Below are 14,513 nucleotides of genomic sequence, written 5' to 3' on the forward strand. Positions count from 1 at the left end.
GACATGCGAGAACGAAGACAACGAAAATTTAAACTACAACGCCTATTAAGCTGGGTGGGGGCGTTCCTCGTCGTGGTGGTCCTCGCGCTATTAATTATTATGTTGATCGCTAAATTACCGCAAAAACAAACGTTAAGGAGCGCTACGAGTCTGGCTGAACAACACGCCCATTTTCACGACGTCCAAAAGACTTACAAAGCCAACCTCAAACGACCTTACTATACGGTGGTTGGGAAGAACCAAGCGAACCAACCTGCCTATGCCATCGTTAGTAGTGATTTCAAACACATTCGCGTTATGAAACAAACCGATGGGATTACGGCTGAAAATGCCAGTGCAATTGCGCAACGGCGGGTCGCTGGGGACGTTACCAACGCTGGGTTATTGATCTACCGGAAGCAACCGACGTGGGTAGTAACCTTGCAAAGCAAACACCAAGTTCACTACGTGCTAGTGAACTTTAAGACCGGCAAGGTCATTAAAACGCTTAATTTATAGGGGAGCGATTCAACATGAGCACCACATCTGCACTAGCTAAATACTTAAATTCCGGATCAATTAACGTATCCGGTTTTTTATTAACGAATTTAGCTAACCTCAACATTAGTGGCACAGAACTAACGATGTTGTTAGAACTACAGTACTTTCGCAGTCAGGGGGACCGGTTTCCGGCAGCCGAGGCATTAGCAAGCGCCATGGGGCTCACCGAACCGGCGGTGTACGATTTATTGCACCAGTTGGTGAGCAAGAAATTGATTAGTATTACCACCAGCGCCGACGAAAAGGATGAGTATAGTTTTGCGCCGTTAGTGGCCAAGCTAAACGAATTACTGCAACAAGTTCCGGATGATCAGCAACCGGGGTCAACACCAACAACTAGTGATACGGGCACACCGAAAACGAGTATTAGTGACCGTGAGCAGACCTTTAAAATGATTAATCATGAATTTGGCCGAATGTTATCGCCAATTGAGTTAGAAACCGTCACGGCCTGGTTTGACCAGGATCATTATTCCGCGGAGTTGATTCAGCTAGCCCTGCGCGAAGCCGTCTTAAATCAGGTTTATAATCTCAAGTACATGGACCGCATTCTGCTAAACTGGGACAAGCAGCACTTACAAACCGCTGCGCAGGTAGAAGCCCATCGAACCCAACGCCAGGAAAAACAAGCAACGGGGACGAAACAACCACTACCTCAGGTGCCACTCTTTAAAATTAAGAAGGATCAATAACTCCAATTAACTAAAAAAGCGTCGACAAAGCTTTCCTTTGTCGACGCTTTTACTTACCGCTTATTTAGTCCCAGCCGCAGGTTGAGGCTGGTTTACAGCTTGATTATTCCCACTTTGGTTATTCGCTGGGGCGGTTTGGTTATTAGTCCCAGTCGTTGGTTGGGAATTATTTTGTTGCTGATTGTTCCCACCGTTATTAGGAACTGGTTCTGGATTGGTTTGGTTATCATTGTTGGTCGTTTGCGTGGTGGTGGCTGGTTTTTGCTCGTTATTAGCCGTGGTACCACTATTGGTGTTTTTATCCGTAGTTTGTTCTTCCTGTTTATTTGGTTGATTATTCGGCAGGTTAACGACGGCTTTATTATCCGCAGTTTGACCCGCTTGCGTATTGTTCTTAATTACGTTTTCCTTCAGATCGCCCGCATGACCAGCAATGTAGTACTGAGTTTGGTTATCAACCCTAGTTTTAACTACGTTGGCTGGTTTCGTCCAGTTGTCGTTTGGTAAGTCCTGGGAGGCATTTTGCATGACTTCCTTATAGAACAACTGCGCAATTTTGGACTGTGATTGCGAAATGTAGTGGCCCGGTTCTAACGGTTTATCGTACCCAGTCCAGACTGAGAGCGAGAGGTTCTTGGTGTAACCAGTAAACCAGGAATCCATGCTAGAGTTTTCTGGCACCGAACTGAGCCAATCATCAGGATACTGCGTGGTCCCGGTCTTTCCAGCCTGGTTTAAGCCCGGGATGTTAGCTGCCGTTCCAGAACCCTTCGGATCAGTCATCACGCCTTTCAGCATGTCTGTGATCATAAAGGCAGTGGATTCAGACATCGCTTCTTTTCCGCTTGGCGAGTAGGTCTTTGTTTCACCCGTCGGAGTTTCGACTTTTGAAATGGCATAGGGTTTGTAATAAGTTCCGCCGTTCGCAAAAGCGGCGTAAGCAGCGGCCTCTTGCTTCGTTGAAATGTAAGCTCCAATCCCGTTTTGCAGGTTCAGCGGTTCTTTAAAGCTCATCCCTAAGCCGTTCAAGAATTCGGTTGCCCGAGGAACCCCAACTGCTTCAAGGGTGCGAATGGCGGGAATGTTCCGCGATTCAACGAGCGCCTGCCGCATCGTCATGGTTCCTTCGTATTTATTATCGAAATCATGCAGTTGCCGATTAGTGCCAGGGTAGGTATATGGCGTATCTTTAATGGGTTGGTAGGTTGGATAATTTAGGTACTCAATGGCGGGACCATAATCCATGAGCGGTTTCATGGTAGAACCACTGGAATGGTCAGTTTGAACGGCTCGATTTAACCCGAACTGAATGTTTTGCTTCCGACTACCAAGCATTGCAACGATTTTCCCGTTATTCGGGTTTGTCATCGTGGCCCCGATTTGAAAGTCATTATTAGGAAAGTTTAAGTCTGAATTATCATCGTTTGCTAGTTGATACATCTGTTTCTGGGTATCCATATCAATGTTTGTATAAACTTTGTTGCCGGCGTTTAGTTTGTAACCTTTTTGATTCATTTCTTGCAGGACTTGACCGATGTAAGCATCTGCGTACTTCTCATCCTTTTGCGTTGGCGTTTTATCAACATTTTGTTTATCAATTCCTGCCTGGACGTCTTCTTGTTCGGCCTGATTAGCTTGCTTTCTGGTAATGGCTTTGTTTTTGACCATTGCTTCTAGGACTTGGTTTCTCCGGGCCGTAGCGTATTTCGGATTATGCACCGGGTTGTAAGCTACAGGAGCTTGGGGGAGACCAGCTAACAGGGCCGTTTGGGCCAAATCCAGTTCACTCAAGGGTTTGTGGTACATTACTTCGGAAGCCGTTTGCATCCCGTACGCATTGTTACCCATATAAACCTTATTAATGTAGAACTCTAAAATTTGTTGCTTGCTGTATTCACGGTTTACCTTAGTGGCTAACCAGGCTTCTTGCGCCTTCCGTTTTAGGGTTTGATCAGACGCTTTGGTAGAAAAGACGGATAGTTTAACCAGTTGCTGGGTTAGGGTACTTCCTCCCTGTAACCCGCCCCCACCAAAGAGGTTATTAACAGCCGCCCCGACGATTCGGACGGGGTCAACCCCCTTATCGGTGTAAAAATGCCGATCTTCAACCGAGATGATCGCGTTCTTCATGTTTTCAGGAATATCCTTTTGTTTAACATAATCGCGATTTTGCATTCCTAACCGTGAGATGACCTTTCCATTGCGATCATAGATCGTCGTAGAGTTATCACTAGAGAGGGTTTTATACGAAATGTTGGGGGCAGTTGAGGCATAATAAGTAAAAACCCCACATCCCACTAGAAAAAGCACAACGAGGAAAAACAGCACCCACATGGTGATTTGAAAAACGGGGCCCCGTTTCTTCTTGCGATTTTTCTTTAAACGACTATAAACTTCATCGGAACTCATGCTTATTCTCCTTTATTCTTATCAATAATTGCTTGGACCGCATCGAGATAGGGAATTAACGGGTTAATTTTAGGTTTAATCAGGTACGCCGAAGTGGCTAATTCTGTTCTTGTAATCGATTTTCTTCCCCCGTTAAATTGCCGTTCCCAAAATCGGAATAAGTCTGGGCCGTTTAACAAGTATATTTCATTTTTCCGCACAAAGCGAATTAAAGCAAAACAAATGCCCCCCAAATCAGCGCAACTTTGCATGTGGTGAATTTGGTGGGGGTGGAAGTTGGCTAACGGAAAGGACTGAAGGTTGGTCGTTTCCTTGGCATCAAAATCAAGGTAGTAACCGGCATAAATCCCATTATAATCGGTGGTTGATGCTTGCTTAAAGTAGGCTTCTTTGATGACCGCTGCACTCCGTTTGGGATAATCAACGTTCACAATCTGAATCGGGGTCGGCTTTTTATGGACTACTGCGATTTGTTGCGCTTGATAAAATTGATTGCTTTGATTAATCTCGGCTTCAAGCGACATTCCCCGATCCCCATGGCCCGCGGTGGAGTGGGATTGTGCTCTATGCTTGGTCGTGAAAGTTTGGAAAGGACGTCCATTCGGATAATTGATTGTCAAATTAACCTCCTTATAATATTGAGCAATTAATTTGAAGCGTGGTATATTACAGATGATGATTCCATTATAGCAATTTCAACCGATGAATAAAATTATACTAATTCAGGTGACTTTATGAGTAGACAATGGATAACAGGATATCGTAGTTATGAATTAGGGGCCTTTGACGAGCAAAGTCCCAAGGTGCAAATCATTAAACAAGCACTCCGCGAGCAAATGGTCAATTTAATTGAGAATGGCTGCGACTGGATCATAACTGGGGCCCAACTTGGTACGGAACAGTGGGCGGTAGAAATTGCCGCCGACTTAAAAACCACATTTCCAGCCCAGTTTCAGATTGCTGTCATGCTACCGTTTGCGGAGTTTGGTTCCCAGTGGAATGAGAATAACCAAATACGACTGCAACACGTCCTGGCATTAGCTGACTTTTCCACCACGGTGAGTCGGGCAGAGTACCATCATCCCCAACAACTAAAGAATTACCAGCGGTTCATGTTAACCCACACTGATGGGGCACTCTTACTCTATGATTCTGAAAATGAAGGGAAGCCGCACTATGACTTAGACGCAATTCATCAGTTTCAGGCTAACCATCCCTATGTGTGTCAATTGATTGAGTTTGACGATTTACAGGAGGTCGCCGATCAGTACGAAGCCGAAAGAAATGCTGAATTTTCGGAATGATTGTGTTATAATGTGATAGTTACCAAACGATAAGAGGTGCAGATTATGGATAGCATTAACTTTACTCCTAAAGACATTTTGCAAAAAGAATTTCGGCAAAAGATGCGGGGTTATGACCCAACTGACGTTGATTCATTCCTAGATGAGATTATCAAGGACTATGAGACCTTTCAAAAGGAACTCGACGACAAGGACCAACGCATTGCTCAGTTGGTTGCTGAAAACAACCAATTGAAAGCGCAACAAGTAGCGCCAACGCCCCAGGCTACTCCAGCACAGCCCCAACCGCGCTCGAACGTTCAGTCGCAACCAACTACTTCTGAGCGTCAAGCAACCGACAGTACAACGCTAGATATTTTACGCCGGTTATCGAACTTGGAACAACGGGTGTTTGGTGACGGATATCACGGATAGGTGTTAATTGGTGTAGGTTCTGAGTAATCGCGGTCAGCAATCGCTGGCTGAGGAAAGTCCACTCTCGCACAAGCTGAGATGCTTGTAGTGTTCGTGCCCGGTGAAAAAATAAGCCGAGGGATTGCAGATGCAATTACGGCGAAGGAATTGGCTACGGCTTTGGCTATGCCTTAGTACTTCCTAAGGTGCTATAGAGACGATTAATTCAAGAAATTGAATTACTGGAACGCAGTAAACCCCGCGAGCGGGAAACCCAAACTTTGGTAGGGGAGCTTTACACACGGAAACTGAACTAAGTGTAGGGCAAGAATCATTTGATTCTTGAGATAGATGATTACTACTCGATTGTTAGTCCTGATCTTTCAATTGAGCACAAAACATGGCTTACAGGAGCCTACACCAATCAGGATGAGTGGGTTTTTTCCCACTCTTTTTTTATAGAATTAGAAAGGACAGCGCATGCAAACATTTAAACTGATGGCCACCTGTGCGGCAGGAATTGAGGCCGTAACTGCCACAGAATTAAAGCAATTAGGGTATCAAGTCGAGGTGCGCAATGGGATGGTCCTATTTACCGGTACGGTTGCAGACATCATTAAAACAAACCTATGGTTACGCACCGCCGATCGGATTAAAATCATCGTCGGTGAATTTGAGGCGCAAACGTTTGATGATTTATTCGAAGGAACGAAAGCATTATCCTGGGAGCGGTTAATTCCGATGGATGGCCAATTTCCGGTGGCCGGTCGATCGAAAAAATCGTTGCTGCATAGCGTTCCCGACGTGCAAGCCATTACGAAGAAAGCGATTGCCACTAAACTGGCTACTTTTTATCACCGGCGCACGCGCTTACCAGAAACCGGTGGACTATATCCACTAGAAGTGCGGATTGTGAAAAACCACGTCGTTGAACTCTTAGATACCACGGGACCAAGTTTGTTTAAGCGGGGGTACCGGGTTGCAAAGGGGGAAGCCCCGTTAAAGGAAAACATGGCGGCAGCGTTAGTGTTGTTGACAAACTGGCATCCGGAGACGATGCCGTTTCTGGATCCGATGTGTGGTTCCGGAACAATTCCGATCGAAGCCGCGATGATTGCCCGTAACATCGCTCCCGGTAGCAAACGGTCCTTTGCATTTGAGGCCTGGGATTGGATTAGTCCAGACCTCGTAGCCACAGCCCGTGTCGAAGCCCAAGCTGCCGTTACGGAGCCGGGGGCGCTCCAGATTCAAGCTTCCGATGTGAATGGTGAAATGATTAATCATGCCAAGGTTAATGCCGAAGCCATGGGGCTGTTACACGACATTCAATTTAAACAACTCGCCGTTCAGGATTTTCATACGGACGAACGTGATGGCGTGGTCGTTACAAACCCGCCCTACGGACAACGATTAGGGGATCAAGCGGCTGCTACGAAACTTTATCAAGCGTTGGGGGCTGTTTTTCGGCCCTTAACCAGTTGGTCAAAGTATTTCCTTACCAGTGATTTGAACTTTGAAGTTGCCTACGGAGAAATCGCAACCAAACGGCGCAAGTTGTATAACGGCCAGATCAGAACGGACTACTTCCAGTATTGGAGTAATCACCGTTAAGGAGGGATCACCTACGAAACGAATTGCAATTATTGGGAGTGGCATCGTTGGAACCAGTGCGGCGTATTTTTTAAACCACTGGACTAATCAATCCGAGGTTCAAGTAACTGTTTTTGATGCAGGGACCGGGCAGGCTACCCGGGCTGCAGCTGGGATCATTTCACCCTGGCTATCCAAACGGCGCAATCAGAAGTGGTACCACCTTGCGCGGGCGGGCGCTGAAGTGGTTGCTGAGTTGGCAAGGACCACAAAAATGGATCAGTTAACTTACGCTCACAATGGCACCATCATTACTAGAAAAAATCCTGACCAACTAGCAGAATTAGTGGAACTTGCGCAAGCCCGTAAGGTTGATGCTCCGCAAATGGGTGAACTAGTGCCGCTTAGTCCCGCCCAAGTCCGGCAAGCGCTCCCCATGTTAACGAAGCTTACTACTCCTGGTTTATTCGTGGGAGGCGGCAGTTGGATGGATGGGCAACGCTTTTGCCAGCACCTGTTGGCCAGTTGTAATTCACAATTGCAGCTACTTAATTTCCAAGCGGTCCAGTTACTAGATGAACACCACTTAAAGCGTGGCACGACCACGCAAGCTTTTGATAAAATCATTGTGGCAACGGGAGCGTGGACGAAACCAGTCTTAGCTACTTTGCACGTGCAAGCCGACGTTCGGCCTCAAAAGGGCCAATTAATTGAAATAAAACTAGCACAACCAACTTCACCAAAGCGGCCCGTTTTAATGCCGGAAGCAGAAGCGGATTTGATTCCAGTTGCACCAGATCGGTTAATCGTAGGCGCAACTCATGATGATGAGGCCGGGTTTGACCTAACGACCACCACGCAAGCGACCACCGAGCTACTTGCCACGGCGCAACGGTTCATGAGTGGCATTAGTCGGAAAAATGTTATGCTAGAACGGGTTGGAACCCGGGCGTACACACCAGATTATGGCCCGTTTGTGGGTCCCGTTCCTGCACACCCCGATGTCTTAGTGGGCACAGGCTTGGGTTCATCGGGGTTAACGACCGGGCCGTTGGTCGGGAAGCTGATTGCAAAGCTGGCACTAAATCAACCAGTCAACCTTGCTTATTACAGCAAACCAGTCACTAATTATTTACGTTCCGAGTGATGCAGGGCTTGCAAGGCTAATTGGTGGGCTCCTTTGTTTTGCTGTTCTGGGATCCAATTCACAAACACTAGGGAAAATGGTGCTTGTAACTGGTGAATCTGATCAACATAGCGTTGATAGTGTTTTGCATAATTTTTGTGCAGACTGTCGGAAACGATTTTACTGTCCGTATAGTAATTAACGACCGTTGTGGCTAATTCAGCCCGCGTTAGTTTAGCGGTTAAAGTGGTAAACGCGAGGAGACAAGCTTGAAATTCGGCTTCATGATTATCAGTTGCAGCTAGCAAGCTTTTTATCTGATATTGTTTGTGATTTACAATCATTAAAATGCCGGCACTACTGGTCTGTGTTTGGGGCCGTTCCGCGGCATCAGAATATAGTTTTATGTACATGACAATCTCCATTCGTAAGGGGTGTGCTTTATGATAACGCAGAAAAGAAAATTTTTATATCAACCGCAACCGACAACCAGTGTCATTTGTTGGAGTTGGACCGTCATTGTTTTGTTGGTGGGAGTCATTATCTGGCTAGAAATTACCCAATTTCAAAACATTACGTTGGCGTTTTTCCTTGCTTTTGCGGGTTTAACTTGGATTCAAATTTACTTTCGTAAGTTGTTGGTTTGGTCAGATACAATTGAGATCCGTCAGGTTTTAAATCCCTTTGGTAAGCAACTGAGTTTACAATCGATTTCACGGGTCCAAGCTCATCGCAATAGCATTGCCTTTAATGCCGGAGGTCGGCGGTATAAATTCCTCTTGCCGGCGAACTCAGTAATTGAACTCCAAGAATTATTAGTTCAATCCGAAAAGCAGGAGGACGACCATGCGAACTAAACCGAGGGGGCGCAACCTGCTCGTAATGCTTGCGGGCATTTTGGGACTCATTTTACTTGATCAGTTGGTTAAGCACTGGGTCCGTGGTCACATTGCCGTGGGCGGACACCGAACCGTAATTTCCGGTCTACTTTCCCTCACCAATCTAACTAATTCTGGAGCAGCCTGGAGTTTTTTAGCGGGGAATTCCTGGATATTTGTAATCATTGCGGTCGGAGCAATTGGCGGGTTTGGATGGTTGCTCTTTCAAAGTCGGTCGGAACCCGGCTTGTTAGTGGCAGTGGGGTTAATGTTCGCTGGAACGGCTGGCAATTTACTCGACCGGTTACAGTGGGGCGCAGTCACTGATTTTATTCAGTTAGATTTTATGCAATTTCCCATTTTTAACCTAGCAGATTGTTATTTAACCGTTGGCGTTATTTTACTGTTACTACATTTACTCGTAAAGGAGAACTAATGGAAACACGGCAGTTTACCGTCGAACAGCCTACGGAGCGTTTGGATAAACTAATTGCAGCTCACTTTCCGGATTTAAGTCGATCACGAGTGGCCAAGCTCATTAAAAACGGAGCTGTTGTAGTGAACCATCGGGTGGAAAAACCAAAGTATCAGCCCCACATGCACGATGAGATTACCGTTACGATCCCGACACCGCAGAAGTTGAACTTGGAACCAGAAGCGCTTCCCCTAGATGTCGTTTATGAAGATGACCAGGTGCTGGTTGTCAACAAACCGCAGGGCATGGTGGTCCATCCTGCTCCGGGGCATCCGAACCATACGCTGGTGAATGCACTTTTGGCCCATACTAACTTGGCCACCATTAATGGCACCATTCGTCCAGGAATTGTGCATCGAATTGATAAAGACACTTCGGGGCTTTTGATGGTAGCCAAAACGGACGTCGCCCAACAGTCATTGACCCAGCAACTAAAGGAAAAGAGCAGTCGGCGTAAGTACCTCGCCCTGGTGCACGGGCAGATTAAGGAGCCAGCGGGGACAATCTCTGCTCCAGTTGGTCGTTCCCCTAAGGACCGCAAGAAACAAGCGGTCATTGCAAATGGTCGGTCCGCGGTGACCCACTTTAAAGTGCTTGAACGCTTTGGAAATGACTACACTCTCGTTGAGTGTCAATTAGAAACGGGACGAACCCATCAAATTCGGGTTCACATGCAATACATCAACCATCCACTTGTCGGGGATCCGTTGTACGGACCCAAGAAAACCATCAAGGGGCACGGTCAGTTTTTGCACGCTGCCGAATTAGGCTTTCAGCATCCGACGACGGGGATGGAACTAGATTTTACCAGTCCCGTTCCGCCGATTTTTCAAGCGACCCTAATCACATTAAAAAAGAAGTATGGTACTTCGCATTCAGAGGAGGACATTTCGCATGAACAATGAAAAAGTTGTCTTAGATAGTATGTCAATGCAACGCGCTTTGACCCGGATCACGTATGAAATTATCGAAAAAAACAAGGGGGTTCAGAACCTGGTGTTGATCGGCATTAAAACGAGAGGGGTCTATCTCGCGAACCGAATTGCTAATCGGCTTAAGAAACTCGAAAATACCGATGTTCCGGTGATTTCTCTAGACATTACCAAGTATCGGGACGATCAAACTACAAAACTGACCGATCAGACGGTGGCCGAAAACGTGGTACCAATTGACAATCAAAACGTAGTGCTCATTGATGACGTCCTCTTTACCGGCCGGACCGTGCGGGCAGCGCTCGGGGCCATTAACGAAATTGGTCGACCAAAACGAATTAATCTGGCGGTCTTAGTGGATCGGGGGCACCGGGAACTTCCAATTCGAGCTGATTTTGTGGGCAAAAACATTCCGAGTTCTAAGCACGAAACCATTAAAGTATTAGTTTCTGAAATTGATGATCGCGACGGAGTGGAAATCAAACAAAAGTAGTGATTACTCCAGGTGAGGAGGTACTTCCATGGTAAAACGCTATTTATTGCTCGACGATGGGACGTCCTTTGCCGGTGAGGCATTCGGAGACTTAACCAGTACCACGGGTGAATTAGCCGTCAATACGAACTTGAACTATTATCAAGAAGCACTAACTGATCCAACTTATCACAACCAGATTGTGACCTTTTTACAGCCTTCGATTGGCAACATTGGGATTAACCCCAAAAACTATGAATCCATTTTAACTTCTGCCAAAGGAATCGTGGTTCATCAAAGTGAAAACATTTCTTTTTCCCAACTAAAGGACTTATCGTTAGATTCATTTTTAAAAGAACGCCACATTCCGGGAATTTGTCAAATTGATACCCGCCAGTTACAAAAACACGTCCGCGAGCACGATATTAAAAAAGCTAGCATCGTGAATACGAACGATGACCACGCGTTTGACCAGTTGCAGGCGGCCGTGCTTAGTAACCAACAAATCCAAGCGGTTGCTACTCCCAAACCGTACTTAGTTCCCGGAAGCGGGGTCACGATTGTCGTAATTGATTTCGGGCTTCGTGAATCAATCATCCGGCAGTTGGCCAAACTTAACTGTAATATGATTGTCGTGCCGTGGAACACGAGCTTTGCGGAAATGAAAAACTTAGATCCCGAGGGCGTCGTATTATCGTCTGGTCCGGGCTCGCCAGCAGAAATTGATGCTGAAGTGATTGAAAACATTCAAACCATCCAACGGAATTTACCGTTGTTTGGGATTGGCCTGGGTCACGAATTAATTGCCATTGCCAATGGAGCTAAAGTGGCCCGGATGTCCATTGGGAACTACGGGAGCAATCATCCCGTTCGCAAAATCATTACCAACGAATTGATTTATCCCAACCAGTCCCAGGACTATGCCATTGTGACCGACTCTATCGCTTCCGATAAGTTAATTGTTACCTACAAGGATTTAATTAACGGGACGATTCAGGGGATTAGAAGTCGTGATTATCCGACGTTCTCCGTCCAGTTTTCCCCGGACGGATCGGGTGGCATGGTTGATGGGTTTGACCTATTTGAAGAATTTGTTGAAAGCATTCTCGCACACAGGAGGATGGCACATGAAGCACATTAAGAAAATCTTGATTATCGGTGGTGGACCATCTGATATTGATCATGAAAGTGAACAAGATTCGGCTGCTTTTCAGGCAATTTCAGCCTGGCAACGGTTGGGAATTGAAACATTTGTAATTGACAATAACCCGTATTCCTTATTGTTGCAGGAGATAAATAATGACCATACCTTTGTACAGAGTCTAACGGCCAAAAACGTCGCTCAGATTTTAAAAGCGCACCACATCGATGGCATTACACCGATCTTTGGAACCAAGGCGGCCCTAACAGTCGTCCAACGGTTGATGAAAAACCAGGTTCTCCAGACGTTACAGGTCCAATTACTCGGATTGAATGCGACGAATCTCAATTTATTTGGAACAGAAGCCGAAGCGTCCGAACAAAATACCGCGCTGGCTAATCGACTAGCTGAAAATAACATTCCAATCGTAGCGTCGCGGATTATTAGCGATTTTTCGGAATTGCGGAACAACCTGGAAAAAATTCAGTTTCCAATTTCAGTCAAACCCCTAAGTACCAACAAAAAGCGGCAACGCCGAATCTTTCAAAACATGGAGAGCCTTAATAATGAGATTGATGACCTGTTTCAGGAGTCCCCGGACCAGAAACTGTCCTTAGAACGTGAAGTTGGAAATTATCAAGAAATCGGCATTGTCGCGATTCGGGACGTGGAAGGGAATAAGATGTTGATTTCTTCATTAGAGGATATGAATCCGGTGAAGATTAACGCAACCGATTCCGTGATTTTTGCCCCGGCCCAAACTCTCAATGATTACTATCTAAAATGGCTCCGTTCGCTTACCTTCGAAGTACTCGATTGTTTAGGAATTAAGGGAATTTGTCATCTCCAATTTGCGGTGAATGCTGCAAATGATGAGGTCTATGTTTTGAAGGTGAACCCGGTTTTTAACTCCGAAACAGCCTTAGCTGCCAAAGCAACCGGGTACCCGTTAGCAAAGGTCGTGGCCTCATTATTGCTTGATATCCCGCTAACCGCGGTGGAACTCCCACCGCGCTTTAATCCGTTAACCACGATCTTACAACCGTTAAGTGATCACATCGTCGTCAAAATGCCAATTTGGTCGTTTGACTACCTTGATATGGCTGATAATCACCTTGGCCCGCACGCGAAGGCGACCGGCGCGGCTATTGGAGTGGGTCGGAGTGCCGAGGCGGCCTTAATGATTGGCTTACGAAGCTCGCAACCCAGTCCGCAAGATGTTTTACCAGAGTATTCCGACCTTAGCGAAGATGACCTGGTTGAGCAACTAATTCATCCGACCGATCAACAAATTTTGATTTTGTTTGAAGCCGTGCGGCGGGGTTATTCTGCCAGCGATTTGAGTGAGCTCACCAAGATTGACGAATTCTTTTTCGTCATCATGAGTAACCTGTTAGCGGTGATTAACCAGGTACAATCGCATCCCTGTGATTCGCAAGCGTTATTAATGGGAAATCGGTATGGCTTTGGTAATGGGATGTTTTGTCATTTTTGGAACGTTGATAATGCCACAATTGTGGCCATGCAACAGGAATTGTCTCAATCCAAAACCTATAAAATGATTGATCCCACGGCCGGTGAATTCCCTGAAGCCATTAATTCGTTTTATGGCAGTTATGAGTTTGAAAGTGATACGAATCAGTTAAGTAACCAAAGTGCGCTGGTAATCGGGAAGGGGCGGAATCACCTCGGTCCGAATACGGCTGCTGACACGTATACGGCTGAAATGTTGATTCAACTGCATAAATTAGGGTACAAAACGATTATTCTCAATAATAATCCGAACTCGGTCTCCCTGATTCCTGCAATTAGTGATAAGCAGTACATTGAACCGGTTCAACTCGGTGAGATTTTAAACGTGATTGACCTTGAAAAACCCAAGTACGTATTTTTACCTGGGAATCGTCATTTTTTAATTCGTGAACTACAAAAGTTGCAGGGGACCTTTAAGTTAATCGTATTACCACCGGATCAAGAAACCGGGACGATTTACCAAGACCGAGCTGATTTTGCGCTGGACGTTTTAGTAAGTCCCCAGGCCATCATTCCCATCTCGACGGTTGGGTTTCGTGCCCAAATGGAGGGGGCCGGGAACCACCTGGAGGAACAAACGAGCTATTACGTGCCGGATGCAGAGCAGCAACTTGACGTGCCGCGGTTGGAACAGTTGGCAACTGCTGAAATTAAACGGCATCCGTTAACCGGACTAATTCAAGTTCTTTTTGCAATTGACTCCGACGGTAACTACGTGGTTACTGGGATAACCCCGTTACGAATTACGGAGACAATTTTCCTAAATCAAGTGACAGAAATTAATTGGATTCGGGTGTTAATGCAAATGTACACTGGTCATTTTGACCCGGAACCGTTACAAAAACGGCTTCCCCAAATCAATGCAGCGGGGCGCTTTGCCATCATGCAGATTACATTTCCGTTCAAGCACTTAGGGATTAACAACGTTTTGAAACGCCGGCGGTATGAGATTGGCGCTAAAATTTCGTTTGGAAATAGTCTGACTGATTCTACTGATCACCTCTTAAAATAATAAAAAAAACGGATTT

Annotated in this window: 15 protein-coding genes and 1 other RNA gene; 13 read left to right on the top strand and 3 right to left on the bottom strand. The window is 46.0% G+C overall.

Going from position 1 to position 14,513, the window contains the following annotated elements; translation table 11 throughout:
- Positions 1 to 3: 3 nt before the first annotated feature.
- The gene (locus M8332_RS03455; RefSeq protein ID WP_252779443.1) at positions 4 to 498 is read left to right on the top strand and encodes a cell wall elongation regulator TseB-like domain-containing protein; all 495 of its coding nucleotides are present in this window, start codon (positions 4 to 6) and stop codon (positions 496 to 498) included.
- Between the two features lie 14 nt (positions 499 to 512).
- Positions 513 to 1,232: a DnaD domain-containing protein gene (locus M8332_RS03460; RefSeq protein ID WP_252779444.1), complete on the top strand. Its 720-nt coding sequence runs from the start codon at positions 513 to 515 to the stop codon at positions 1,230 to 1,232.
- Positions 1,233 to 1,292: 60 nt separating this feature from the next.
- Here M8332_RS03460 and M8332_RS03465 read toward each other — a convergent pair whose 3' ends face one another.
- Positions 1,293 to 3,641 carry a PBP1A family penicillin-binding protein gene (locus tag M8332_RS03465; RefSeq protein WP_252779446.1) on the bottom strand — a complete coding sequence of 783 codons (2,349 nt, stop codon included), beginning with the start codon at positions 3,639 to 3,641 and terminating at the stop codon, positions 1,293 to 1,295.
- Between the two features lie 2 nt (positions 3,642 to 3,643).
- Positions 3,644 to 4,261 (bottom strand): Holliday junction resolvase RecU, encoded by a 618-nt coding sequence (gene recU, locus M8332_RS03470; RefSeq protein WP_252779448.1) that lies wholly within the window; start codon positions 4,259 to 4,261, stop codon positions 3,644 to 3,646.
- A 114-nt stretch (positions 4,262 to 4,375) separates the two neighbouring features.
- On the opposite strand from recU, the gene M8332_RS03475 reads away from it, so the two are divergent.
- The 5 genes from M8332_RS03475 to M8332_RS03495 all read left to right on the top strand — a co-directional run bounded on the left by M8332_RS03475 (position 4,376) and on the right by M8332_RS03495 (position 8,075).
- The gene (locus M8332_RS03475) at positions 4,376 to 4,945 is read left to right on the top strand and encodes an SLOG family protein (protein WP_252779450.1); all 570 of its coding nucleotides are present in this window, start codon (positions 4,376 to 4,378) and stop codon (positions 4,943 to 4,945) included.
- A gap of 45 nt (positions 4,946 to 4,990) precedes the next feature.
- Positions 4,991 to 5,359, top strand: coding sequence for a cell division regulator GpsB (gene gpsB, locus M8332_RS03480; RefSeq protein ID WP_252779451.1), 369 nt, complete (start codon positions 4,991 to 4,993; stop codon positions 5,357 to 5,359).
- Between the two features lie 15 nt (positions 5,360 to 5,374).
- Positions 5,375 to 5,751: RNase P RNA component class B (gene rnpB, locus M8332_RS03485), an RNA gene on the top strand.
- Positions 5,752 to 5,818: 67 nt separating this feature from the next.
- Positions 5,819 to 6,949: a THUMP domain-containing class I SAM-dependent RNA methyltransferase gene (locus M8332_RS03490; RefSeq protein WP_252779452.1), complete on the top strand. Its 1,131-nt coding sequence runs from the start codon at positions 5,819 to 5,821 to the stop codon at positions 6,947 to 6,949.
- Positions 6,858 to 8,075 (top strand): NAD(P)/FAD-dependent oxidoreductase, encoded by a 1,218-nt coding sequence (locus M8332_RS03495; protein ID WP_252779453.1) that lies wholly within the window; start codon positions 6,858 to 6,860, stop codon positions 8,073 to 8,075. The genes M8332_RS03490 and M8332_RS03495 overlap by 92 nt, the downstream gene beginning before the upstream one ends.
- On the opposite strand, the gene M8332_RS03500 is transcribed toward M8332_RS03495, so the two are convergent.
- A complete protein-coding gene (locus tag M8332_RS03500) occupies positions 8,057 to 8,467 on the bottom strand; it encodes a ribonuclease HI family protein (protein ID WP_252779454.1) in 411 nt (136 codons plus the stop codon). The two genes, M8332_RS03495 and M8332_RS03500, sit on opposite strands and share 19 nt — an antisense overlap.
- A 30-nt stretch (positions 8,468 to 8,497) precedes the next feature.
- Here M8332_RS03500 and M8332_RS03505 point away from each other — a divergent pair, with 30 nt between their 5' ends.
- The 6 genes from M8332_RS03505 to M8332_RS03530 are packed head-to-tail and all read left to right on the top strand — an operon-like array spanning position 8,498 to position 14,497.
- Positions 8,498 to 8,911 (top strand): EbsA family protein, encoded by a 414-nt coding sequence (locus tag M8332_RS03505; protein WP_252779455.1) that lies wholly within the window; start codon positions 8,498 to 8,500, stop codon positions 8,909 to 8,911.
- The gene (gene lspA / locus M8332_RS03510; protein WP_252779456.1) at positions 8,901 to 9,368 is read left to right on the top strand and encodes a signal peptidase II; all 468 of its coding nucleotides are present in this window, start codon (positions 8,901 to 8,903) and stop codon (positions 9,366 to 9,368) included. Before M8332_RS03505 ends, lspA begins: the two co-directional genes overlap by 11 nt.
- A complete protein-coding gene (locus M8332_RS03515; RefSeq protein ID WP_252779457.1) occupies positions 9,368 to 10,312 on the top strand; it encodes an RluA family pseudouridine synthase in 945 nt (314 codons plus the stop codon). The genes lspA and M8332_RS03515 overlap by 1 nt, the downstream gene beginning before the upstream one ends.
- Positions 10,302 to 10,832, top strand: a complete 531-nt coding sequence (gene pyrR, locus M8332_RS03520; protein ID WP_252779458.1) for a bifunctional pyr operon transcriptional regulator/uracil phosphoribosyltransferase PyrR — start codon at positions 10,302 to 10,304, stop codon at positions 10,830 to 10,832. The genes M8332_RS03515 and pyrR overlap by 11 nt, the downstream gene beginning before the upstream one ends.
- A 28-nt stretch (positions 10,833 to 10,860) precedes the next feature.
- Positions 10,861 to 11,952, top strand: coding sequence for a carbamoyl phosphate synthase small subunit (locus M8332_RS03525; RefSeq protein WP_252779459.1), 1,092 nt, complete (start codon positions 10,861 to 10,863; stop codon positions 11,950 to 11,952).
- Complete coding sequence (locus tag M8332_RS03530; RefSeq protein WP_252779461.1) at positions 11,939 to 14,497, top strand: carbamoyl phosphate synthase preATP-grasp domain-containing protein; 2,559 nt, start codon at positions 11,939 to 11,941, stop codon at positions 14,495 to 14,497. Before M8332_RS03525 ends, M8332_RS03530 begins: the two co-directional genes overlap by 14 nt.
- Positions 14,498 to 14,513 lie beyond the last annotated feature (16 nt).

This window comes from Fructilactobacillus ixorae (genome assembly GCF_024029915.1).
GTDB lineage: Bacteria > Bacillota > Bacilli > Lactobacillales > Lactobacillaceae > Fructilactobacillus > Fructilactobacillus ixorae.